Below are 24,825 nucleotides of genomic sequence, written 5' to 3' on the forward strand. Positions count from 1 at the left end.
TAGTTCTTGTTCCATATAAAAGTTAACGCTTACTATTTAAGGAGGGTTTTTTATGAAAGGGAAATGGTTTTTTTATCCGGGCGTGGCTATTTTACTCCTATCTGCAACTATTTATTTCTCTATCACTCGGGATAACGACGTTCAACAGGCTGAAGCACTTCCGTCAAAAGTCAATAATGCAGACACTCCATCTGTTATTTCATCAAAAGAAAAGCTGAATCAGTATTTTAAAGAATTGATCCGAGATGAAAAAGGAACTCGTCTATTTATGACAGAAGAATCACAATCAATCGCAGAAGATAGTAGTGGAGCATTTGAGAATAGTAGTGAGAGCTATGATGTTTCCGAAACAAATATTCAAGTACAAGGTGTCGATGAAGCAGACCTTGTTAAAAGCAATGGCAGTCATATTTTTCAAGTAGTGGATGGGAAAGTGAATATCGTTGAAACGAACGGTGGCAATGATATGAAGTTACTCCATTCTCTATCCTTTCCCTATAATTTTTATCCTACAGAGTTGTTTCTCCATGATACTAAACTACTAATCGTAGGATATAGCCATGAAGAATGGAAAGAGCCGAAGATAACAGAAGGGGCCAATAAAATCATGATCGCTCCTATCAATGAGATGACGAAGGCTCTCGTATACAATATCGAGGACCCTAGTAAACCGATCGAAGAAAGAACGATTTCTCTAGAAGGACATATTGTTTCCATGCGAAAAATTGATAGCAAAGTGTATGTTGTGACAAATCAATTTCCTCAATATTGGTTATTGCGAGAAAATGAAGATGTTGATTTAAGACCACGCTATAGTGATAGCAGTGTCAGTACTGAAAGCCTCATCGTAGACTATGATGAAATTCAAATTTTCCCTGAATCTAAGGAAGGGAATTATACCAATATCGCAGCTTTTGACTTAGCTATTCCGCAAGAAGAAGCTCATATTACGACCTATTTAGGTGGTGGGAATCAGTTATATATGTCGAAGGGGAATTTGTATCTTGCCCTACAAAATTGGGCTGTTAGACCATTAATGGATGGACCAGTCGATTCAGTAAGTACGACCGTTTATAAATATGCCATAAATGATTTGGACGTAACATTCCATAGTTCCACTGAAATTGAAGGCTCAATTCTAAACCAATTTTCAATGGATGAACATAATGGTTATTTTCGAGTTGTCACAACAAATGGAAATACGTGGAATGATGAGAACCCATCTTCAAACCATCTATTCATATATGACGAACACTTAAAAAAGATTAGCTCGATAGATGATTTAGCAAGAGGAGAAAGAATTTATTCAGCGCGTTTTATGGGAGAAAAAATCTATATGGTTACATTTAAAGAAACGGATCCTTTATTTGTCATTGATGCATCCAATCCAGAAGCACCAGAGGTTCTAGGAGAACTGAAAATTCCCGGATTCAGTAATTATCTTCACCCATATGATGAAAATCATTTAATTGGTTTTGGTCATGATACAAAGGTAGTTCCTTCGAAGGACTCTAGTGAACCATTAATTTTAACGGAAGGTGTAAAGCTATCTTTATTTGATGTTTCAGATATGAAAGATCCGAAGGAAAAGTTCACAAAAGTGATTGGTGGAAGAGGAACTTACTCTCCATTAAATTACGATCATAAAGCATTGTTATTTGATCAGGAAAAAAATCTCTTTGCTTTCCCTATTAATATTTATGAAGAGGTAAAAGGGAAGGAATTCGAGCAGAATTTCATCTTTCAAGGCGCTCAAGTTTACAACATAGATCTCAATCAAGGCTTCCGATTAAAGTCTGAAATAAGCCATATGAAGGGCAATCAACCATATGAAGAATGGGAAAATGAAATCAGGCGTCTTCTCTATATAGACGATACCTTGTATGTCCTTTCTAATTCAAAAATTACTTCACATTCATTAACGGATTATAAGTTAAAAGGCGAACTATTACTGAATTAGGTCTAATAATAAAAGCTCAAATCATGTGATTTGAGCTTTTTTTCCTTTTTTGAAACTTTTTTCCCAGTACATTTGTCTAAAAAAATATGAGCTCATAAAGCATGTGTGAAGGGGATTAGGGATGGAGTTTATTAGTAGGTTCGTTTTATATATTGATAATCATTTTTATTTGAGTCATTTTAGCAAAGGGATCATTATCTGGTCTCTGACTGCTCTTGCTATATACGGAATACTTATTATTTTTTATCAGAAATGGAATAATACAAGATTGGCCACCTATGTTGGATTTACGGTACGGTTCGTCTTATTAATTGGTCTATCAATTGAAATGTTACATCAAGCAAATATCACTGAAATTACTGCCGTTTACTATGATCGGCAGCCATCATTACGGCAATTCTTACATTTTTTATTCTTTGGTTACATTATCGTGATTGGCTTTTACTATATTGTTACTCTTAAGCAAAAGAAGATGAAAGGATTGTTTTACACCTTTGACATTGCTGTTCTTACACTTCCGTCTTTACAGTTAATCACTAGTATCATCTTGTTTATCGTAAATGGAGATGTAAACCGTTCAGACATTTTAGGATTTTTTAATATCCTTTTGATTGTCGTTGGAAGTCTCTATTTATTCTTTTTAAATTATTGGGAGGCCCGCTGGTTTACAATTGTTCCCTTTTATTTCATTGTAGTGAGTGTTAGTTTAATTGGATTTCTAGTAGGTGTAAAAATCATGGAGTTGTCCAATTTATTTGTCTTCTTGGGCTTGTTAATGACCTATCACCTCATTAAAAAGAGTGAGTTCAAGTGGTTAGAAAAGCTGAAACGTCCGTTTTCGCTATGTGTCGCAGTACTATTTCTTTTTTTATGCAACCCTATATATAATTTGGGGGATGCAGCTCTTGCTAGTACGGATGCGGAAGTGAGACTACGATATTTTGATTCCACCAATTTAGTTCAATTAGAGGAAGCAAAAGAACTCGCAAAGAAAATTACAGGGGATGAACATTTTTCATTTCAACAGCCTGAAACTCAGGACTTTCATAATCGATATTGGCTTAAGTCAAAAAACTATGCAGTAGATATCGACGGAATCTCAGGAAAAATTATATTTGTCCAGCGCCAAACAGCAGCGAAGGGTCAGAAGCATTCACATGAAGAATATGTGAAGATGTCTAAGCAATTATTAAAAAGAATGGGAAGGACTTTACTTAATGACGATCAAATTGTCAGTACGGTCACAGAGGAAAATAATCAAGTACTTGTTGAACTGGCTCCGAAGTTTACCGATGGAACTGTTTTAGGTGAAGATAAGAAAGAACAAAGCTTTGAATTTGTAAACACAAGCTTTAAATGGGAAAAGGATTCACTTATACATTTCGAAGAACGATTAAACTTGTACCCAATTGAGAGTATGAAGGATGTACAATTATCATCAGACGATATTGAAAAGATCTTGTCGGATTGGTATCAACTACTTGGTCAAGAGATGCCGGGTTATGTTATTGATGGTTTACAATATGGTTATAGTAATCGAAGGATCGAGATCAATATCTCTACATCGAAGGATGACATCATACAATTAGATGGACTTACAGGAGAAGTATTGTACTTTGGCGGGAATCTAGAAAATTATCAACAGGTGGATTTTGAGGAGCTAGAAACTAAAGTACTAGTTAGCAAAAAAATGCAGTTTGAGCACTGGAAGCGAGAACGTATATCAAATTTTTGGGAATGGCGAGAAAAGAATCCAGTAGATACGAAACTTCCCTATGTGCATCAATTTGGTTACACAAAAGGAGAACCACTTTTCACATATGATAAACGAATTGATTATTATATAAAGGTAGATCGTAATGTGAAAGTAGAGTCTAGTAAAGAAGCCTATGAGACTGTCGCCAAAGAACTTAATTATACACCGTATGCGTCAAGGGCTAAACTTACTGAAGTCATAGATGAAAATGACAAAATAAGATTAGCGTGGTTAATTGTCATTCAACCTTATAAACAATCAGAGCATCGCCTCTACTTAGTAGATATAGAAACGAAAGAGTGGGTCTCTCTTTATGAATAAAAAAGATGAGTGTGCAATATTTCAAGATTTGTATGAATTGTATGTGGATGATGAAGTAGAGGAAGAAACAAAGAGTTGGATGAGGGAGCATGAGGATAAATGTGCCCAATGTCATAAAGGAAATGTTGAAAGGGAAGACATACGAATTGATGATGAAGAGAATGGGAAAATATGGGGAATTCGAATGATGACGATGATGATGTATAGCCTGTTTATTTTTCTTTCAATATGGATGTCCATTTGGTACTGGTGGTAAATGAGCGGCTGGAAAACGTTAGAGGAGTTATACGCCCTTTACTATGAAGAAATTTATCGATATTTACTCCAACGTACGCGAAAAAAGGAATTAGCTCAAGATCTAACCCAAGACACATTTTTGAAAGCATTTAATGGATTAGCCACATTTAAAGGAAAATCGAGTATAAAAACATGGCTTTATACGATTGCTCATCATACCTTTATCAATTGGTATCGTCGTGAAACAAAATTTAGTCAACATTCCCTTGAAGAAACTTACTCATTAGAGCAGAAAACATACAAAAACCCTGAAGATGCCATTGTCCAAAAAGCGAGACAAGAACAAGTTATGAGTGCCATCCACTTATTAAAAGAAGATTACCAAGCAGTTTTAATATTACGAGAATATCAAGATCTTTCCTACGATGAAATCGCTGAAATTCTGGGCTGGAAACTTTCCAGGGTAAAGACGAATTTGCATCGAGCAAAGCTTGAACTGAGAAACCATTTAAGCATTCAAGAGGATGATAGAAATGAAGTGTAACTTAGTTAGAGATCTGTTGCCGCTTTATGTTGAAGGAGATTGCTCACTGGTCACGAATAAGTTAGTTAAGAACCATTTACAAAGTTGTAAAGAGTGCCGGGAATTATATGATTTAATGAAGACACCAATTGAAATCGATACAGCAGTACCAGATGAGGGGTCGGAAGAATTAGATAACCATCAAAGAAAGCTTTGGAAAAAATACTATGGTCGTCTTATTATGAAGGGGAGCTTATTATTTGTTGGTGTTTATACAGTAGTGCTCACCATTATTGAGTTGTTAAAATAGTGATAAAAGCTTGAGTACATAACTGATGCACTCGAGCTTTTTTTTTGCATTTGTGAAAAGTTCTGAAAAGAAAGAATATAATTTAATTTTCAATCTAGAATGATTTACATTTTCATTTGGCATGGTTATGATATATTTTAGTAGTTTACTAACATGTAGATCGGATTTAAAAAATAAGTTATTCAGAGAGGATTTACAATCATGATTCGTCGTTTTATATCTTATTATAAACCCCATAAGAAATTATTTACCCTTGATTTTAGCAGTGCCATTATAGTAGCTTTATTGGAGTTGGCATTTCCACTTGCAGTCCAATGGTTCATTGACGATCTTTTACCTGATGAGAATTGGTCGATGATTGTATCGGTGAGTGCAGGGTTGCTTGCGCTTTATTTAATGAGCATGTTCCTTCAGTATATTGTGAACTACTGGGGACATAAACTAGGGATTAATATAGAAACTGATATGCGTCAGGATTTGTTCCAACATGTGCAAAAGCAATCTTTTCGCTTTTTTGACAATACAAAAACAGGTCATGTGATGAGTCGTGTAACGAATGATTTATTTGATATTGGGGAATTAGCCCATCATGGACCAGAAGATGCTTTCATCGCGGTTATGACTTTTGTCGGTGCCTTTTGGATTATGCTCACGATCAATGTCCAACTAGCGCTTGTAACCTTCTTAGTTGTACCATTCCTTATTTGGTTAATTACGTACTGTAATATCCATATGAATAAAGCTTGGAAAAGAATGTACGGTGAAATCGCAGATATCAATGCTCGTGTGGAAGACGCTGTTTCTGGAGTACGTGTGGTTCAATCATTTACAAATGAAAAATTCGAGATTTCTAGATTTACGACAAATAACCAGAGATTTCGTATCGCAAAATTAGCCGCCTATAAGGTTATGTCCTATACTTCAGCTGGAATGTATATGATGACTCGCTTGTTTATTTTAATTGTATTAGTTTTCGGCGCATGGTTGAGCTTTAAAGGAGAGCTCTCCTATGGAGAACTTGTCGGATTTGTTCTATACGTCAATGTTCTTTTCAAGCCAATTGACAAAATTAGTGCATTAATGGAGCTTTATCCGAAAGGAATGGCTGGATTTAAACGCTTTACAGAACTGCTTGATACAATCCCAGAAGTACAAGATAAAAAGGATGCTATCGAAGTAGGGAATTTACATGGAGATATCACTTTGCAAAATGTAAGCTTTGCTTATGATCAAAGTAAGCAAGTACTGGAGGACATTAATTTACAAATAAGATCAGGTGAGACTGTCGCTTTTGTAGGTCCTTCTGGAGCTGGGAAAACAACGATTTGTTCTTTGATTCCTCGTTTCTATGATGTCGATGAAGGAAGTATTAAAATAGATGGCATCGATCTTCGAGATATGACGAAGAATTCTCTTCGTTCCAATATCGGGATTGTGCAACAGGATGTGTTCCTATTTACTGGAACATTAAAAGAAAATATTGCATACGGTAAGCTTGATGCAACAGATGAGGAAATTAAAGATGCGGCACGTCGCGCGCATTTAGAGGATTTCATTCATTCTCTTCCTGATGGTTATGAAACACAAATCGGGGAGCGAGGATTAAAACTTTCTGGAGGGCAAAAGCAGCGAATTGCGATTGCCCGTATGTTTTTGAAAAATCCACCGATCCTCATTTTGGATGAAGCGACATCTGCTTTGGATACAGAAACAGAATTAATTATACAAAAAGCGTTGAATGATCTCGCCCAAAATAGAACGACGTTAATTATTGCCCATAGACTGGCAACGATTCGAAATGCTGATCGCATCGTAGTCGTGACAGAGGATGGAATTGCTGAAGAAGGCGGCCACGATGAGTTGATTAGACGGGGTGGAATATTTGCCAATCTTCATAGCGTACAATATCAGCAAAGTTAAAGCCCTTTTCTATTTGCTGGAATGGAATGGCTAGTACAAAATGACTAAATTAAAGGGGGAATTTATGGTGAAGCTTCGTGTTTCAGCTGTACAATACCAACTTCAAACAGTAAGCTCGTTTGAAGAGTTTGCCAATCAATGTGTTCATTATGTCAAAACAGCTCAAGAATTTGGAGCAGAATTTGTTCTTTTTCCAGAGTTTTTTACAACACAATTACTTTCTATTGGAGATGAAAATGGTACTCCATTAACGATAAATGATTTACCTCGCTTTACTGAACTATATCTAAGGTTGTTTTCGGAATTAGCGAAAACGACCAATATGCATATCATTGGTGGTACCCATGTGATTGAAAAAGGAGGCAAGCTTTATAATGTTGCTCACCTTTTTTATCCCGATGGAAGAGTGGGAGAACAAGCGAAGCTTCACATTACACCAACAGAAGTAGAAGAATGGAATATGTCTGCTGGTGAAGATTTCAAAGTATTTGATACGGATAAAGGTAGAATTGCGATTTTAACTTGTTATGATATTGAATTTCCTGAGATTGTTCGGATGGCAAAGGCGAAAGGGGCAGACGTTATTTTCTGTCCATCTTGTACAGATGATCGCCACGGTTTCCATCGTGTCCGTTATACCAGTCACGCGAGAGCGATTGAAAATCAAGTCTATGTTGTGTTGACTGGTACAGTTGGTTCATTGCCAACGGTTGACTTTATGAGAGCAAACTTTGGTCAGGCGGCAATTATTACTCCGAATGATATACCATTTCCGCCTAAAGGAATTATGGTTGAAGGTGAATTAAATGATGATATGATTGTTACAGCTGACCTGGACTTATCTCTACTTTACGAAGTTCGTGAAAGAGGAGCGGTAACAACTTGGAGAGATCGTCGTACGGATCTATATGTCGATTGGGAAAAATCAAGCAAGGATGAAATAAATGAGCTATAGAAGTGATTTCTATGTCTTTGATGAAGGGAAAACACTGCCTGCAGTTATCAGGAATTATCATGTGAATGATTTTGATGAGCTCATCCAAATCCAATCAGAATGTTTTCCTCCACCATTTCCGTCTGACCTATGGTGGAATAAGGAACAATTAAAGAATCACACGACATTGTTTCCTGAAGGTGCCATTTGTATGGAAATTGATGGGGAAATAGCAGGTTCATTAACTGGTTTATTGGTTGATTTTGACCCGAACCATCCGAGCCATACATGGGAGGAAATCACAGATAACGGTTATATCAAAACGCATTTATCAGATGGGAACACCCTTTATATTGTTGACATAAGCGTGCGTCCTAAATATCGGAAACTAGGAGTAGGTAAAATGATGATGCAGGCGATGTATCATCTAGTGATCCAAAAAGGACTAGAACGTTTACTCGGTGGCGGTAGAATGCCAGGCTATCACCACTTTGCAGACCGTTTAAGCCCACAACAATATGTTGAAGAAGTGGTCTCAGGAAAGCTAAAAGATCCAGTTATATCATTTCTCTTAAAATGTGGAAGAACACCGATCGCGTTAGCCGAAAATTATTTAGAAGACGAAGAATCACATCATTACGGGGTTCTAATGGAATGGAAGAACCCATTCCAAAAAATGTGATTGAAAACCTATGGGGATGATTCCCGTAGGTTTTTTAATTTGGGAATATATGTTAAGATTACATTATTAATAGAATAGTAGGTGGTTCCAATCGAACATCAAAGTGAAGTTGTTTTATCCATAAAGGAGCTTCGAAAAAGCTACGGGTCAAAGGAAGTATTAAAGGGCATTGATCTAGAAATAACTGCGGGTCAAATCATTGGATATATTGGTCCAAACGGAGCTGGAAAAAGTACTACCGTTAAGATTTTACTAGGATTAGAAGAAGGTTACTCTGGGGAAATCAAAGTACTTGGCGAAAATATCATCAATAATGTAGATTACAAACGGAAGATCGGCTATGTACCTGAAATTGCGGAAATGTATGATAACTTAACCGCGTATGAATATTTAACCTTTATCGGTGAGTTATATGGACTTGACTTTGAAGAAGTAGAGCAAAAATCGGAAAAAATGATGGACTTGTTCGGTTTAAGTGGACAATACCATGCGAGAATATCCTCTTTTTCAAAAGGAATGAGACAAAAGCTTCTGATTATCTCTAGTTTATTACACAACCCAGAGCTACTCTTCTTTGATGAACCGATTAATGGACTTGACGCCAACAGCGTCATGGTATTCAAAGAAATTCTATCTCAGCTTGCCCTACAAGGGAAAACAGTCTTTTATTCTTCACACATTATGGATGTCGTTGAGAAAATTAGTAGTCGTATTATCTTGCTTAATGGTGGAAAAATTGTGGCAGATGGTAGCTTTCAAGACTTAAAGGCACAAAATACAGAAGGTACACTTGAGGAAATCTTTAACCAATTGACTGGTTTTCACGAGCATAAGGGAATTGCCGAACAATTTGTACGTGTCATTCAAGGTGAACTAGAATGAGAGAGTTTCAAACATTAAAGTTCCTAGATTTTTTCAAGTCTATTTTCATTAAGTTTGGGATTGATTATGACGTCATGCGGCGAATTCTTCAAGTTAAGCTCCTTATGGACCAAAGAAGAGTTCCAACGATATTTAACCAATCGAAAAAGAAAAATCCAGATCAAAATCATTTTTTAAAATCATTATGGATGTATGTTTTATTAGGGGCTCTATTAATTCCCTTTATGATTTTAGGAGAGAATTATCTTTTTCAAGCGAGCATTATTTTAGGAGTTGTCATGTTTTTAACGATGACTTCAATGATTTCTGATTTTTCCTCAGTATTATTAGATATTCGAGACAAAACAGTGCTATCAACAAAGCCAGTAGAACGAAAGACGATTAGTATGGCGAAAACGATTCACGTCTGCATTTATCTCTTTTTTCTATCGGGTGCTTTAACATTTCCTAGTATGATTGCTGGTCTAATTAAGCATGGGATTCTTTTTACGATCATCTTTTTGCTTGAAATTGTCTTAATAAATATGCTGATCGTTGTAATAACGGCCATGATCTATTTTTCGATCCTTAAATTTTTCGATGGGGAAAAACTAAAGGATCTCATCAATTATGTACAAATAGGATTATCGATTATGATTGCAGTTGGCTATCAATTTATTGCCAGATCCTTTGATATTATGAATCTTGATATTGTCTTTGTGCCAAGCTGGTGGCAGTTTTTGATCCCTCCAATCTGGTATGGGGCTCCATTTGAATTGTTATTAAATGGCCAATACTCACCATTTTATTTCGGTTTATCGATGTTAGCACTCTTTGTACCGATAATGGCTATAATGATCTATATTAAGATGATGCCAGCCTTTGAAAAGCATCTCCAAAAGCTGTCCAATCATCATGGAACGAAGGGTAAAAAACAATCTAGATGGAAGCTTTGGATTATGAACATTCTTTGCTTTAGCAAAGAAGAGAAGGCGTTTTATCGTTTTTCTGAATTGATGATGAAAAATGAACGGGAGTTTCGTTTAAAGGTTTATCCGAGTCTAGGATTCTCTTTTGTTTTCCCATTTATTTTTATCATGAATCAATTGACAATAAATACTTTTTCGGAGATTGCCTCAAGTAAATGGTATTTATCGATTTATTTTTGCTCGATCGTGATTCCAACTGCAGTGATGATGATCAAGTACTCTGGTAAATATAAAGGGGCATGGATCTATAAAGCAGCACCGATTAAAGATTGGCATGCATTGTATCATGGTACGATGAAGGCATTTATTGTGAATCTGTATTTGCCTGTATTTTTGTCAGTTAGTATGATATTTATCTTTATTTTTGGGTTAAGAATTATCCCAGATCTAATCATCGTCTTATTAAGCTCTCTCTTATTTGCTTATTTTTGTATGAAAATTCTACTGAAATCACTTCCTTTTTCAGAATCATTTGATGATGCACAAAAGGAAATGGGGTTAAAAGTGTTGCCATTCATGTTATTAATTGGCTTATTATGCGGAATTCATTACATCTCTTTACTGATCCCGTGGGGAGCATGGCTCTATACAGTCATATTAATTTTTGTTCAGGTTTTAATATGGGCAAACCCTTTCCGATCCCGAAGTAAAGTTCTAGGTAAACAACATCCTCTTGACATCTGACACTGAACCCGGCATAATATATAAAAATATTGAACGTTAAATGAAGGAATAGTACGCAGTATGTTGAAGTGTTAGAGAGTGGAATTTATGAGCTGAGAGATTCCATCACTTAAAGCTTTGCGGAACCTACCTTTAGAGTCCTATGCAAACATAGGCGCAATCTTCAGCGTTATGAGTTTAAGTGGAATGTAATTACATTCAAGCAAGGTGGTACCACGGAAAGTTCAACCCTTTTCGTCCTTATTATAAGGGCGGGAAGGGTTTTTTGATCTTTAAATAAAGGAGTAAAGACAATAATGGATAAGAAGCGAATCGTAATCAAAATTGGAAGTAGTTCTTTAACGAATTCAAAAGGGGAGATCGATGAAGCGAAACTAGTCGATCATGTGAATGCGATCGTTTCTGCCAGGAAGGCTGGGCATGAACTCATCCTTGTTTCATCTGGAGCAGTAGCAGCTGGCTTTACAAAGCTTGGTTATCCAAGTCGACCTGTGACATTAAAAGGAAAACAAGCGGCAGCAGCAGTAGGGCAAAGTTTATTGATCCAAACTTATGCAAGAGAGCTCTACCCTTTTGCGATCACGCCAGCGCAGATCCTTTTAACGAGAAATGACTTTTCAAAAAAAGATCGTTACCGAAATGCTTATTCGACGATTTCGGAACTTTTGGCGCGGGGAATCCTTCCCATTATTAATGAAAACGATTCGGTTTCCGTTGAGGAACTCACCTTTGGCGATAATGATATGCTATCAGCACTCGTCAGTGGCATGATGCATGCTGATCAGCTCATTATTTTGACAGATATTAATGGTTTATATGATCGCAATCCTCGAGAAAACCGTGATGCGAAACGATTTGACTCTTTAGAAGACGTAACTGCAGAAATGTTAAAGGGAGCGGAAGGGGCTGGTTCCAATGTTGGAACCGGAGGGATGAAATCAAAACTGCTCGCAGCAAAAACAGCCATCTCATTAGGGGTAAAAGTATTTATCGGCTTAGGAAAAGGAGAGGATAAACTCCTTCGCATTCTAAATGGAGATGGTGATGGAACGTATATCGGTAAGGAATTCCTATCGACTGTGAAGAATCATAAACAATGGATTTCTCTACATTCGCCAATAGCAGGGAAATTATTTATTGATCAAGGTGCGGAAGAAGCTCTACTTTCACATGGAAGTAGTCTTCTCCCTGCAGGAATTTATGGAGTGGATGGAGTATTTGATAAAGGAAATGTTGTTGAAGTATATGGACGAAGGGGCCTTTTAGGAAAAGGAGAGGTTTTATATTCTTCTGATGAAATACGCAAACTGATGGGGAAAGGGAAGGAAGAAATCCAGTCAGAAAAAATATATACGACAAATGAAGTGATCCATCGGGACCAATGGGTTCAATTATATGAAGGGAGAGATGAACATGAGTGAGGTTATTTTAAAAGGTCAAAAAGCAAAAGCAGCTAGTTATCAATTAGTGGGAGTCACTACTGAGGAAAAAAATGGAGCTTTATTAAAAATTGCTAAAAAATTAATCCTTGAAAAAGAGCAGCTAATTGCAGAAAATCAAAAGGATTTACACACTGGTAAGGCAAAAGGTTTATCTGACAATGTACTTGATCGAATCATGCTTAATACGAAACGAATTGAGGATATGGCAGAGGCGATAAAGCTATTAGTTCAGTTAAAGGATCCAATTGGAGACAATCTCGAAACAATCGAGAAAGATAATGGTGTATTGATTAAAAAAAATCGAGTCCCAATCGGAGTAATTGGCATGATCTATGAGGCTCGTCCGAATGTGACCATTGATGCCGCCACTTTATCTTTAAAAACAGGTAATGCCGTTATTCTTCGGGGAAGTTCCTCGGCCTATTATTCAAATAAAGCTCTCGTTCAAATTATTCATCAAGCACTTGAAGAAACCATTATTCCTCTTGATGCTGTACAACTGATTGAGGATACAAGTAGAGAAACGGCGAAGGAATTGTTCACCTTAAATGACTATTTAGACGTACTTATTCCCCGAGGTGGTAAGGCGTTAATTGATACGGTTGTACGAGAGTCTACCGTACCGGTATTAGAAACTGGGGCAGGGAATTGTCATGTCTATGTAGATGAGTCAGGAAAGTATGAGATGGCTGAGAGTATTATTTTAAATGCAAAAACGCAACGTCCATCTGTCTGCAATTCCATCGAGACCGTACTGATTCACGAAAAGTGGTTTGAACATTACGGTTTCAAATTACTAACTGCATTATCAAAACACGGGGTAGAAATTTTTGGAGATGAAAGAGTCGTTCAACTTTATGGCGATTCAAAGGAAGCTAACGAGGAGGATTGGGCAACGGAGTATTTAGCACTTAAAATCAGTGTGAAAGTGGTTGGTGATGTGCATGAGGCGATCGAACATATTAATCAATATGGGACAAAGCACTCTGAATCGATTGTGACAGAAACAATTGAAAATGCTAAAGCCTTTATGATGAAAGTGGATGCAGCAGCAGTGTATCATAATGCTTCTACTCGATTTACCGATGGCTTTGAATTCGGCTATGGAGCAGAAATTGGGATTAGTACGCAAAAATTACACGCTCGAGGCCCAATGGGACTCGAAGCGCTAACATCAAGCAAGTATTATATTTATGGTACTGGGCAAATAAGAGAGTAAAGTAGTCGTTGACTACAAATCAACTATTTGAAGGATTTTTCCTTCATGTTCGTACCTTTATTCTGTAATAACTGTAATTCTAGACGGTGATCTTCTAGCGAAAGAAACCCTAAATTGCTGTCCATTTCCACGATGGCATTGTTCGATAATGTGTACGGCTGAATGAACTCTTTCCACAAGTATGACTTTCCCTTAGAAGAATTTTTTTGATGATAGAGGAGATTAAAGGTGGAGTCACATGAGCGGTGGAGTTCATTCTTTCCTTTTAATAAATGATAACCCTTCAGAATCCGTTGTAAAAAGAATTTGGACAAAGTAGAAAAGCTTTCATTTTTAAGTGGACTACTTGTCAATTGATGTACATATCTAGTTTGTTCGTCCTCAAAATTTACCTTCGTCTTTAAAGCTGAAGCAATATGAGTATCTCCAGATAATATGATACATTGATTAGGATTCCATTGTGCAATGCGCCGATGGAATTCATAAAAACCTTTCCCATTGAATCTCCAAAGTTCCAAATCAAAGGCAGTTTGTACGGGGAGGAGGAAACTTTTTAGTGGCATGACAAAACTGAATAGTAACCTTTCTAATAATCTGATACCATAAAATGGAACAGGAGAGACTAAGATAAGAGGGCTGTTACTTTTCCATCCACTTTCTTGAAGTTGTTGAGAAAGTATATCCCAACCTTCATCATTGATTAGTCGTGGTCCAGTTGTCATTTCCTTTGAGGCTTTTAAAGGTTGGACTGGTTTCGGTGTGAGGTCATAGGATCGTTTCGTTCGGGTATCTAGGAATAAAGCCAATGGATTAGTTGGTGCTAAAAAAGACCATTTATCAAATTGAAGGATCATCTCTATCCAGTATTGGTACGTAACTGTGTGATGTTGAAGAGTGTTTAAATACTGCTCAATATGAAACGTAAATCGATGGTCATACTGTTCTGGATCATTGCCCCATCCTTGGAAGGCAAAAAAAGCTGTTAAACCGTTGGCGATGACATGTTTACCTAAATTAGTGTGTTTTACATTTTCACTCCACTCTAAGGAAATATTCCAATCGTCTGTAATATCATGGTCATCAAAGATCATATAGGTGGGGATATTGGCTAATAATCTTCGAATCTTTGGTAATGATTGTTGGAACCTTATTATTTCCTCTAACTGTTTATCGTACTGTCTTTTTTGGTCAAGGAACTCTCTAGCATGTTCCTCCTCATAGCCATTTTCTTTCGCATAAATAAAATAATATCTCTCTTTCTTTACGAGTTCGTCAAAGGAAGGGATCAGTTGCTCTTCATTTGCCACTTTCCATATTTCTGGACTTAAGCTTAACAGATACATCGCTGCAAATTCTCCGAAGGTTAGTAAATGATTATGCCCTTTACTCGATGTAAACTTACAAAAATTCTCTATTATAAATTGTCTGCCGTGAACTTGTTTGAGTGCTTTCTTAAAGTGCGCGGTCTTTAGTCGGTCATCTATATTCGTTACATTTTCTAGATGGTTTGTTAGTTCCGATGCTACATCAGAAATGAAAGGCATGATGGGATCGGCTACATCATCTGCGTAAATTTGATCCCCAATTAAAAATAGTGAGCTAGGTCTGTTCTTTTTATCAAAATAGGTTTCTTTCAGCTTCATGTCACCACTCTCTAACGCATCTTTGCCTTTCCCATGAAGTTTCCGACATGAACCAAATAATATTTTCTTATGTTGATGCGTGAGAAAAAAAGTAGGATAATTTACATGATGATATGTGATAGAAAGCTCATTTTTCGATGAAAGTAAGCCTAAACTTCCTAAATCAAAGGTTTCATCAGGACGAGTAAAATGAAGATTATAACCGAATAATTGTTCCAATGGGAACAGACCAGTCCTAGGTGAGAGTTCAATCAAATAAATATATAGATTCTTACCGAGTTTCATTGAATTAACTTTCGTGTAAATCGAGACTGGCTCATATTTATATTCGAATTGAAAGGAAGTATGCTTGATCTCAAATAATTCGCCAACTATTTCATAGGACTCGCTCATGGCAATCCATATATACGCTTTTGTAGGCTCAACTCTGCGAATAATCGGTCCTGCTAAAAGTTTTGGTAGTTCCATTGAATATCACAGCTCCAATAAGTTAGAGTTGTGATAGTATATTCATCTTTGGCTATTCCGTGTGCTCTCGCCTATTTTGTGATAAATCTCCATTGAATTGAATCCTTCTTTTATCATACATAATGAATTATTCTTATTACAAAAATTCAAAAAAAGAAACTTTTTCCATATATTTTTAGTCTAATATAGAGAAGAGTGTTTGGAGAGGAGGTCTCATATGTTTCCGGAAAAAAAGAAAAAGAAATCCAATGCTCCCTTCCGTGTTAATCTCTTATTTTTTGCCGTTTTTGCCTTGTTTTCATTACTTGTATTACGATTGGGAGTCGTTCAAATTGTTCAAGGAGAAGATTATAAGAGAGAAATCGAAAAAACAGAAGATGTTATCGTCAGTCAATCCGTGCCCCGTGGTAGAATGTTTGATCGAAATGGAGCCATTATTGTAGATAATACTCCGAAAAATGCCATTACATATACGAATTATGGGGTAAGTGCGAAAGAAATGCTTGAGGTAGCAGATAAGCTTGCTTTACTCATTGACTTTGAGCCAAAAAGAGTGCAGGAACGAGATAAAAAGGATTATTGGCTGACAAAAAACCCTGAACGAGGCGATGAAAAAGTCCCTGACGAGGAACGTGAAAAACTTAAGGATGAACTTGATCAGAAGGAATATGACAAAAAGGTATATGACCTAAAGTTAGAGAGGATAACTGAAGAAGACCTAGCTGAATTAACAGAACAAGATCTCGAAATTATTGGCATTTATGCAATCTTTAGCAGCGGCTACGCCTTAACACCACAAATTGTTAAAAATGAAGGAGTAACCGACGAGGAATTTGCGATTGTGAGCGAAAATCTTCAATATTTACCTGGAGTCGATACAACGACAGATTGGGATCGGACTTATTCATTTGATAAAACGTTAAGAACGATTCTAGGTGGGGTTACCAATACGAACGAAGGATTGCCGAAGGAGCGACTAGACTATTTCCTAGCAAGGGATTATAGTCTAAACGATCGCGTGGGGAAAAGCTATCTCGAGGCACAATATGAAGATGTTTTGCACGGACAAAAATCAAAAATCAAAAATATCACGGATAAAGCAGGAAATACGTTGAGTACAGAAGTAGTATCAGAAGGTCAAAGAGGAAAAGATCTTGTATTATCGATTGATATGGATTTGCAGCTAGAAGTTGAGAACATTATCAGTGAAAATTTAACTAAAGCGAAGCAAACTGCGAGAACTGGTTTTCTCGACAGGGCCTTTGTGGTGATGATGGATCCTAATACGGGAGAAGTCCTTTCGATGGCAGGGAAACAACTTGTTAAAAATGAAGAAACAGGGAAAATGGAAATGCAAGATTTTGCTGCAGGAACGATCACAACATCCTATAATGTCGGTTCATCTGTGAAAGGAGCCACCATATTAACGGGATTTCAAACTGGCGCTATTACACCAAATACGTATATTCGTGATACGCCCATTAAAATTAAAGATACCCCTTTAAAAGGTTCCTACAGTAATAATTTAGGAACACTTGATCCGGTAGGAGCTTTAAGAGTATCTTCAAACGTTTATATGTTCCACACAGCTATCAGGATGGCGGGAGCAAGGTATGAATACAATCAGCCGTTAAGAATTAGTCCTGCCGCATTTGATACGATGAGACAGTCTTTTAGCCAATTTGGTTTAGGGACACGAACTGGGATTGATCTTCCAAATGAACAAATTGGTTTTAAAGGAGAAGCCACTAAACCAGGTTTCCTTTTAGACTTATCAATTGGACAATACGATACGTATACTCCGATGCAGCTTGCTCAATACGTTTCAACGATTGCCAATGGAGGAAATCGTGTTCAAGCTCGACTGGTGAAGGAAATTCGAGAGCCGGTTATGGAAGAAGATAAGCTAGGTCCTTTATTTGAAGAAATTCAACCAAAAATATTGAATCGTTTAGATTTAGAACCAGGCTGGATGGAAACGGTGCAAAATGGATTCCGTCAAGTTACAACCTCAGGTACGGCTAGTAAATTTTTTGCTGGTAAAGAATATTTACCTGCAGGTAAGACAGGTACGGCACAGGCCTTTTATGATGGACCAGATCGAAAGAACTACGATGAGCCACCTAGTGTTATGAATTTAAGCTTTGTTGGCTATGCCCCTTATAATAATCCAGAGGTAGCAATTGCAGTCATTGTCCCTTGGGCTTATACTGGTTCAAGTGGTCACCAAGCAAATCTTACCATTGGTGAAGATGCACTAGACGCTTATTTTAACTTAAAGAAACAACGTGAAGAAGAGAAGTTACAAACTGTAAACTCAAATTAAACCTTTTATGTATCGGAGGCACTATTTTAGTACCTCCGATTGCTTGTTTAATGATGCTCATTATTTTGTTGCAATTGTTGTTGACCGAGTCGGACGAGTCGTTTCGTCATTTCTCCCCCAACTGATCCATTTGCACGCGCGGTCGTATCTGCACCAAGCTGTACCCCAAACTCATTGGCGATTTCCTCTTTCATTTGGTTAAGAACATTTTCAGAACCAGGAACCAAAAGTTTGTTTCTTGCCATGATACATCACTCCCTTGCATGATTTGAGCAATGAAATATTGCCCATTCTTAATGTTTCCGTGATGATTTAATAATATTCAAATGGTCTCAGGCCTCATCCTCAGTAGTTTCATTAAGGAAGGGTTTATTGACATAGTAATACATGAAGGCCATTAATACACTTCCTCCGATTAAATTCCCTATTGTAACAGGTACCAAATTATGAATGACCCCACCAAAAGAAATCGTTCCTGGGTGATTCAATACGAGCGCAATCGCAAATGTACACATATTGGCAATGCTATGTTCATAGCCAGAAATGAAAAAACAGAAGACGAACAAAATCATAACAAATAACTTTGCTCCATCCTGCTTTAACGTCATCGGAATAAAAAAGGCAAGACATACAAGCCAATTACAAAGAATCCCACGAAAAAATAACTCGGTTGTAGGGATATGCATCTTTTTCTCTACAACATCAAGTAAATAAGCGTTTACTGATGATTCAGCGTATAGCTGAGTCGTGAAAATCAGCAAGGCAAACATAGTAGCTCCAATGATATTTCCGATATAACTCCATATCAAAAGAATGGCGACATCTACCCACTTCATTTTTTTACGTAAAGCAGCGAAGGTAAAGTAAAATGTATTGCCTGTAAATAAATCTCCTCCTCCATAAGCAATTAAAATGATCGCGGCCCCAAATGTGAAAGCAGCCATTGGATAAGCAACAGGTGAATGTTCATTATAAAAATATCCCCCTGTTTTAAAGGCAACGATGACTCCGAACCCAATAAACATACTGGCTAATGCAGCTCTTAATATATAATGAATCGGATTAATTTGGTAATATTTCTGTTTTTTTAACGCTAATTTTTCTACCTCTAATAACGGCTTTACTTCCATCAAGACCATCCATTCTGACAAAATGTTATATCCTATTTTTTGTTTGTCATGAAGAAATATGTAGTTTATTTGCTACAAAAATATTCTGTCTTCATAGAAAAGGAAGTATTGGGGATATTATGAAAAAATGGATAGTTTAATCTTTTTATTTGGGGAGGGGAGTTTGTGCGCCGTTTGAAAAAACCAAAAAAACTAAAAGAGAGCATAGAAATACAGAATCAAATTGAGGAGAAAGTTGCCGAACAACTTAGCGACAATATTGACCTTCTTAAATCAATATTTGCTGACTGTTCAGATGTGAAATTTCGTCCTTTAAAAGTTAAAGAAAGAACCGCTTACATAATTTTTATTGACGGATTAATTGACAATACAAGTATCCAGTTTAACGCTTTGCATGAGTTATTATCTGAAACGAACATAGAAGATTTAAGCGCAGATTATATCCAACAAAAAATCGTTTCGATTAGTGATGTGGTGGAATCAGATAAATTAGATGAGATTGTAAAGCAAGTATTAGATGCTAACACGGTGCTATTGGTTGATGGAATCGAAAAGGCCCTCATTTTAAATGCAAAAGGTGGCGAGCGAAGGGCGGTTGCTGAACCTGAGACGGAGACAACGGTTCGTGGTCCAAGAGAAGGTTTTACAGAAAGTATTGCTGTGAATATTGCTTTAATTAGACAGAAAATTAGATCAAGTCATCTCAAATTGATAACGAAAGAAATCGGAACAGAGACAAGAACAATTATAGGCATAATGTATCTAGATAACCTCGCTTCACCAGATTTAGTAACAGAAGTCCAAGCGCGCCTTGACCGAATCAATATTGATGCCATTCTAGAAAGTGGATATATAGAAGAATTAATTGAAGATGAACCAAGAAGTCTTTTTCCTCAACTTCAAAATACGGAACGGCCAGATACAGTAGCGGGGAATCTTTTAGAAGGAAGAGTGGTTATTCTTGTGAACGGAAGCCCGTTTACTTTAATATTGCCGACCACCTTTTGGCAACTATTACAGGCAAATGAGGATTACTATCATCGCTTTCATATTTCCGTTTTTATTAGAGCTTTACGGATACTGATGATCTTTTTAGCCTTAATGCTCCCGGCTATTTATATTGCGGTTACGACCTATCATCAAGAAATGATCCCAACCAATTTATTATATAGTATTGCCGCCAGCAGGGAGTCAATTCCATTCCCGGCGTTTGTTGAAGCAATGATTATGGAGATAGCCTTTGAATCGTTACGTGAAGCAGGTTTACGTTTACCTAAAGTGATTGGACAAGCAGTCAGTATTCTCGGTGCTCTTGTCATTGGTCAGGCTGCTGTTGAGGCAGGAATTGTATCTGCTCCGATGGTAATCATTGTTAGTCTAACAGGTATCGCTTCATTCACGATACCTAAATTCAATCTAGCTATAACGGTTCGTATGCTCCGATTTCCTATGATGGTTCTTGCCGGCCTTTTTGGATTGTTTGGTATTTCAATTGGTTCCATCATGATCGTCACCCATTTATGTAAGCTTCGCTCATTTGGAGTTCCATATTTTTCTCCACTAGGTCCATTAAATTGGAAAGAGTTAAAGGATGTATTCATACGTGCGCCATGGTGGGCGATGGATAGACGTCCTACTCAGACTATAGGAGAGAATGTTAAAAGGCAATCTGATCATTTAAGACCATCCCCAATGAATAATGAGTAGTTCTACATTAGAGGTGTAACCGGATGAAAAAGAGTTGGCAAGTAATCATATTGTTCATTTGTGTATTCTTTTTAAGCGGATGCTGGGACCGTAAGGAAGTAAATGATTTAGCTTTCGTCATTGCAACCGGGTTTGACAAAGAAGGGGAAAATGACTTTCGTATTTCTGTCCAGACTCCTTTGCCAAGTGCAATGGGGGGTCCAGGTGGAGGTGGTGGAGGAACTAGTGGGAGTTCTCCATTTTATGTTGATTCAGGAAAAGGGAGAAATATAAGAGAGGCTGATGATAATCTGCAAAAACGAGTATCACGTGAGTTATTTTTAGCCCATCGACGTGTTTTTATCTTTGGTGAAGAGGTCGCATCAGGGGGAATTGAGCGCTCATTAAACTATATATTAGAACATCCAGAATCTCGTTTATCTACTTTTTTGCTCATTGCCAAAGGTGAAGCCATTGATATTTTAACGGCATCACCCCATTTTGAACAACTTCCTTCAGAAGCGGTAAGGGAGATGGCAAAAACAACATTAAATATCGATACTCGTGATGTTCTTAATGATTTGCATCTTCCTGGAAAGGACCCTGTTATTCCTGTCGTTAAAACAGTAAAAACACAAAATAAAGGGAATGACGAAAGGAAGGAAATTCAGCTGGACTCAGTCGGGATTATGAAGGATGATGCCTTAAACTTTATAACAAATGAGAATGAAACGACTGGGGTTTATTGGATAAATAATAGAATGAGGCAAAAGGATGTCACTGTGACAATTGACAAAGATTCCGAACTAAATTTAATCATTCGCGATTATAAAATTAAACCAAGCTACCAGGTACACAATCACATTCCGGAGTTTACCATTAATCTTTATGTAGATGGAATACTTTTACAAAATGAAGCGGAGCTTGATTTAGAAGATACAGAAGTTTATAGAATGGCAACAACTAAATTTGCAGACCAAATAAGTAAACAAGTCGAAGGAATTATCGATCACGCGAAATCAGAAGGGATTGACCCTTACGGATTGGGATTGTATATATACAGAACAGATAATATTCTTTGGGAAAAACATTTGGCAGAGCAATGGAGGGACCTTCTACCGGAGTTAAAAGTCCATGTTGTTGTAAATGCAGAAATTACAAGAGTGAACAATAAAGGAATTAAAATAAGGGAGGCAAAGTAATGCGGATACTTTTAATAATTGTTCTCTGTTTAACGATTTATTTTATAAGACTTCGGAAGGAGATTCTGAAGGATAAAAAAGAACGCCGCGCATTCTTTTTCTTCTCATTTTTATCCATCACAATGGCTATTCTCATTTTAGTGGAAGTTCCAATTGAGCGACTCACGGCGTTTTTTAACCAAACATTAGGCGAAGTAACTAAGCACGTGATAAAAATATGATTAGACAACAACTTTCTACCTTTCAAATCGCCTGTCTGGTTGGAAATTTTATTTTTTCAGGAACACTTATTTCATTACCACAAATCATGATTGAAATTTCCAAGCAAAATACGTGGATCGTTGTCCCGATCACTTATTTTCTCACAATAATCTTTATTTTCTTACTTTGTAGAAATACGGAGAAATTAAAGAAAATGAGAGGGCTGTTTAATTCTGATAAAAAAACGTGGCTTCAGAACACTTTTCTAGTCCTCTTCTTTATCTTCATTTTATTTATGTTTATCCGAGATTTTCGTGCCTTTAACAGTTTTATAGATGGTGTTTTATTACCTGATACACCAATCGAAATTATCGCTTTATTGACAACAATCACATTAATTTATATTAGTTTAACAGGAGTTGAGGTGATTTCAAGAATAACCGTCATTCATTTTATTACCATTTCAGCAGTGGTTATCGCTTTGCCATTCATGCTCTTAAATGAGATTCAACTGCCTAATCTTTTACCATTAGGTGGTGTAAACTCCGTTCCCGAAATCTTAAAATCGACTTATATTTTCTTTCCATGGATGATGGAAGCCATTATTATTGTTTTTTTATTTGTTTTCCTTAATCCCATTGAACATTTGAAAAAGGCAGGAATGATAGGCACAAGCGTTGGTTTTTTACTGCTATTCATTCTCATTGTATTAAATATTACTGTTCTTGGAGTTGCAGTTTCTTCAGAGGCCACCTATCCAAATATCGCCTTAATTCAACAGATTAACCTAACTGATTTTCTTGACCGTTTAGATTTGGTCATTGAAGTAGTGTGGATTCCCACGATGCTCTGCAAACTTTCGTTATTAATGTTTTGCATCAATAAATTAATGAATGTGTTTAGAAGGACAGACTCTGATCTTAGCTTAGTACCACTGGCTTTATTGTTAGGGTTAACGATTCATTTATTTAACAATAATCTTGATTCCATAGAATACTCATTCTTCACTTGGCCAACAAAAGGGCTCCTACTAGAAAGTTGTATTGTGATGGTCTTTATCCTTTTAAAAAGAAAACAGCTAAAAGGGAAGAAAAAGGCAGAGGGTTAGTCCTCTGTTTTTTCCATTAATCAAAGCGATTCCTTACTTAAGTCCATAATTAATCTATATAATTTTTATAAATTTTATTATATGAAGCAGTTTGAAGGTTATTTTTTCTTTCCTTATTTCCTACAATAATAGTAAGCTAAGATCATTTATGTTGTCAGGTAAGTTTCGTATGAGTTAAAATGTTTACTAGTCGAAACATTTTTATATATATGCATAGAATCAATTTAATTATTTAAATAGGAATGAGAGCACTTAGAGGTAAGTAATAAAATTAAATTTTCTCTGTAAACAAAAAATGGGAAAGTCAATGAGAAGGAGAATGAGAAGTGGATGAAAATTTATTGCTTGCATTTGGACTCACATTAATGGCTGGTTTGGCAACTGGCATCGGTAGTGTTCTCGCTTTCTTTACGAAAACAACCAATACGAAGTTTCTCTCACTTGCCCTTGGTTTTTCTGCAGGTGTTATGATTTATGTTTCCATGATTGAAATCTTTGTAAAGGCGCAGGATGCACTTGTGGGCTCATTAGGTGAAACATCTGGAAAATGGGCAACCGTTGGTGGATTTTTCGGAGGGATGCTTCTCATCGCACTTATAGATAAATTTATACCGAAGCAGGGAAATCCTCATGAACTGAAAAAGGTCGAAGATATGGATTCCAATAAAAAAGCAGTTCAAGATCAAGCTCTTCTGAAAATGGGTACTTTTACAGCGCTTGCGATTGCCATTCATAACTTTCCTGAGGGGATTGCCACATTTACATCAGCTCTTCAAGATCCAGCACTGGGAATTCCCATTGCGATTGCGATTGCTATTCACAATATTCCAGAAGGGATCGCTGTTTCTGTTCCTGTTTACTTTGCGACAGGCGATCGAAAAAAAGCATTTAAGCTTTCCTTTTTATCAGGTCTTTCTGAACCAATTGGTGCGGTAGTAGCTTACTTTTTGCTAATGCCATTTTTAAATGATGTCATGTTTGGTATCATCTTTGCTGGAGTAGCAGGAATTATGGTCTTTATTTCTCTCGATGAATTATTGCCAGCCGCTAAGAAATTTGATGAAGCCCATATTTCCATATACGGATTAATAGCCGGAATGGTTGTAATGGCCATGAGCTTACTCTTAGTCATATAAGAGGTGAAGATGAAGCTGACTTAAGATTGATTGAGTCAGCTTTTTCTATAAAAAGCCCAGACTTTCCGGATTGCTACTAGAAATTAA

The 24,825-nt window shown here is 36.8% G+C and carries 21 protein-coding genes and 1 other annotated feature; of the genes, 18 read left to right on the forward strand and 3 right to left on the reverse strand.

What is annotated here, in order from left to right:
- Positions 1 to 52 precede the first annotated feature (52 nt).
- The 12 genes from AA0X71_RS10495 to AA0X71_RS10550 all read left to right on the forward strand — a co-directional run bounded on the left by AA0X71_RS10495 (position 53) and on the right by AA0X71_RS10550 (position 13,838).
- Entirely contained in the window at positions 53 to 1,960 is a 1,908-nt protein-coding gene (locus AA0X71_RS10495; protein ID WP_413361858.1) for a beta-propeller domain-containing protein, read from the forward strand.
- A 121-nt stretch (positions 1,961 to 2,081) separates the two neighbouring features.
- Positions 2,082 to 4,037 (forward strand): hypothetical protein, encoded by a 1,956-nt coding sequence (locus tag AA0X71_RS10500; protein ID WP_413361860.1) that lies wholly within the window; start codon positions 2,082 to 2,084, stop codon positions 4,035 to 4,037.
- Positions 4,030 to 4,293 (forward strand): zf-HC2 domain-containing protein, encoded by a 264-nt coding sequence (locus AA0X71_RS10505; protein ID WP_413361862.1) that lies wholly within the window; start codon positions 4,030 to 4,032, stop codon positions 4,291 to 4,293. The genes AA0X71_RS10500 and AA0X71_RS10505 overlap by 8 nt, the downstream gene beginning before the upstream one ends.
- Positions 4,294 to 4,818: an RNA polymerase sigma factor gene (locus AA0X71_RS10510; protein ID WP_413361864.1), complete on the forward strand. Its 525-nt coding sequence runs from the start codon at positions 4,294 to 4,296 to the stop codon at positions 4,816 to 4,818.
- Positions 4,808 to 5,107 (forward strand): zf-HC2 domain-containing protein, encoded by a 300-nt coding sequence (locus AA0X71_RS10515; protein ID WP_413361866.1) that lies wholly within the window; start codon positions 4,808 to 4,810, stop codon positions 5,105 to 5,107. Before AA0X71_RS10510 ends, AA0X71_RS10515 begins: the two co-directional genes overlap by 11 nt.
- Before the next feature lie 201 nt (positions 5,108 to 5,308).
- Positions 5,309 to 7,027, forward strand: a complete 1,719-nt coding sequence (locus AA0X71_RS10520) for an ABC transporter ATP-binding protein (RefSeq protein ID WP_413361868.1) — start codon at positions 5,309 to 5,311, stop codon at positions 7,025 to 7,027.
- A 67-nt stretch (positions 7,028 to 7,094) separates the two neighbouring features.
- Positions 7,095 to 7,982, forward strand: coding sequence for a carbon-nitrogen hydrolase family protein (locus AA0X71_RS10525; protein ID WP_413362551.1), 888 nt, complete (start codon positions 7,095 to 7,097; stop codon positions 7,980 to 7,982).
- Positions 7,972 to 8,643, forward strand: a complete 672-nt coding sequence (locus AA0X71_RS10530) for a GNAT family N-acetyltransferase (RefSeq protein ID WP_413361870.1) — start codon at positions 7,972 to 7,974, stop codon at positions 8,641 to 8,643. The genes AA0X71_RS10525 and AA0X71_RS10530 overlap by 11 nt, the downstream gene beginning before the upstream one ends.
- 81 nt (positions 8,644 to 8,724) lie before the next feature.
- The gene (locus AA0X71_RS10535; protein ID WP_413361872.1) at positions 8,725 to 9,525 is read left to right on the forward strand and encodes an ABC transporter ATP-binding protein; all 801 of its coding nucleotides are present in this window, start codon (positions 8,725 to 8,727) and stop codon (positions 9,523 to 9,525) included.
- A complete protein-coding gene (locus tag AA0X71_RS10540) occupies positions 9,522 to 11,177 on the forward strand; it encodes a hypothetical protein (RefSeq protein ID WP_413361874.1) in 1,656 nt (551 codons plus the stop codon). Before AA0X71_RS10535 ends, AA0X71_RS10540 begins: the two co-directional genes overlap by 4 nt.
- A 29-nt stretch (positions 11,178 to 11,206) precedes the next feature.
- Positions 11,207 to 11,422: a binding site (T-box leader), on the forward strand.
- 51 nt (positions 11,423 to 11,473) lie between these two features.
- A complete protein-coding gene (proB, locus tag AA0X71_RS10545; RefSeq protein WP_413361876.1) occupies positions 11,474 to 12,598 on the forward strand; it encodes a glutamate 5-kinase in 1,125 nt (374 codons plus the stop codon).
- Positions 12,591 to 13,838 carry a glutamate-5-semialdehyde dehydrogenase gene (locus AA0X71_RS10550; protein WP_413361878.1) on the forward strand — a complete coding sequence of 416 codons (1,248 nt, stop codon included), beginning with the start codon at positions 12,591 to 12,593 and terminating at the stop codon, positions 13,836 to 13,838. Before proB ends, AA0X71_RS10550 begins: the two co-directional genes overlap by 8 nt.
- Positions 13,839 to 13,861: 23 nt before the next feature.
- Here the strand turns inward: AA0X71_RS10550 and AA0X71_RS10555 are convergent, their stop codons facing one another.
- A complete protein-coding gene (locus tag AA0X71_RS10555; protein WP_413361880.1) occupies positions 13,862 to 15,949 on the reverse strand; it encodes a hypothetical protein in 2,088 nt (695 codons plus the stop codon).
- Between the two features lie 217 nt (positions 15,950 to 16,166).
- Between AA0X71_RS10555 and AA0X71_RS10560 the strand changes: the two genes are divergently transcribed.
- Complete coding sequence (locus tag AA0X71_RS10560) at positions 16,167 to 18,275, forward strand: peptidoglycan D,D-transpeptidase FtsI family protein (RefSeq protein WP_413361882.1); 2,109 nt, start codon at positions 16,167 to 16,169, stop codon at positions 18,273 to 18,275.
- A 47-nt stretch (positions 18,276 to 18,322) separates the two neighbouring features.
- Here the strand turns inward: AA0X71_RS10560 and AA0X71_RS10565 are convergent, their stop codons facing one another.
- Positions 18,323 to 18,520: a small, acid-soluble spore protein, alpha/beta type gene (locus AA0X71_RS10565; protein ID WP_413361884.1), complete on the reverse strand. Its 198-nt coding sequence runs from the start codon at positions 18,518 to 18,520 to the stop codon at positions 18,323 to 18,325.
- A gap of 87 nt (positions 18,521 to 18,607) precedes the next feature.
- Positions 18,608 to 19,405 (reverse strand): formate/nitrite transporter family protein, encoded by a 798-nt coding sequence (locus AA0X71_RS10570; protein ID WP_413362553.1) that lies wholly within the window; start codon positions 19,403 to 19,405, stop codon positions 18,608 to 18,610.
- Between the two features lie 165 nt (positions 19,406 to 19,570).
- Between AA0X71_RS10570 and AA0X71_RS10575 the strand changes: the two genes are divergently transcribed.
- From AA0X71_RS10575 to zupT, 5 genes are all read left to right on the forward strand, one after another.
- The gene (locus AA0X71_RS10575) at positions 19,571 to 21,112 is read left to right on the forward strand and encodes a spore germination protein (RefSeq protein ID WP_413361886.1); all 1,542 of its coding nucleotides are present in this window, start codon (positions 19,571 to 19,573) and stop codon (positions 21,110 to 21,112) included.
- 23 nt (positions 21,113 to 21,135) lie between these two features.
- The gene (locus tag AA0X71_RS10580; protein ID WP_413361888.1) at positions 21,136 to 22,293 is read left to right on the forward strand and encodes a Ger(x)C family spore germination protein; all 1,158 of its coding nucleotides are present in this window, start codon (positions 21,136 to 21,138) and stop codon (positions 22,291 to 22,293) included.
- Positions 22,293 to 22,514, forward strand: a complete 222-nt coding sequence (locus AA0X71_RS10585; RefSeq protein WP_413361890.1) for a hypothetical protein — start codon at positions 22,293 to 22,295, stop codon at positions 22,512 to 22,514. The genes AA0X71_RS10580 and AA0X71_RS10585 overlap by 1 nt, the downstream gene beginning before the upstream one ends.
- Positions 22,511 to 23,602, forward strand: a complete 1,092-nt coding sequence (locus AA0X71_RS10590) for a GerAB/ArcD/ProY family transporter (RefSeq protein WP_413361892.1) — start codon at positions 22,511 to 22,513, stop codon at positions 23,600 to 23,602. The genes AA0X71_RS10585 and AA0X71_RS10590 overlap by 4 nt, the downstream gene beginning before the upstream one ends.
- Positions 23,603 to 23,928: 326 nt before the next feature.
- The gene (gene zupT / locus AA0X71_RS10595) at positions 23,929 to 24,738 is read left to right on the forward strand and encodes a zinc transporter ZupT (protein ID WP_413361894.1); all 810 of its coding nucleotides are present in this window, start codon (positions 23,929 to 23,931) and stop codon (positions 24,736 to 24,738) included.
- The last annotated feature ends 87 nt before the right edge of the window (positions 24,739 to 24,825 follow it).

The organism is Robertmurraya phoenicis (assembly GCF_047302285.1).
GTDB lineage: Bacteria > Bacillota > Bacilli > Bacillales > Cytobacillaceae > Robertmurraya.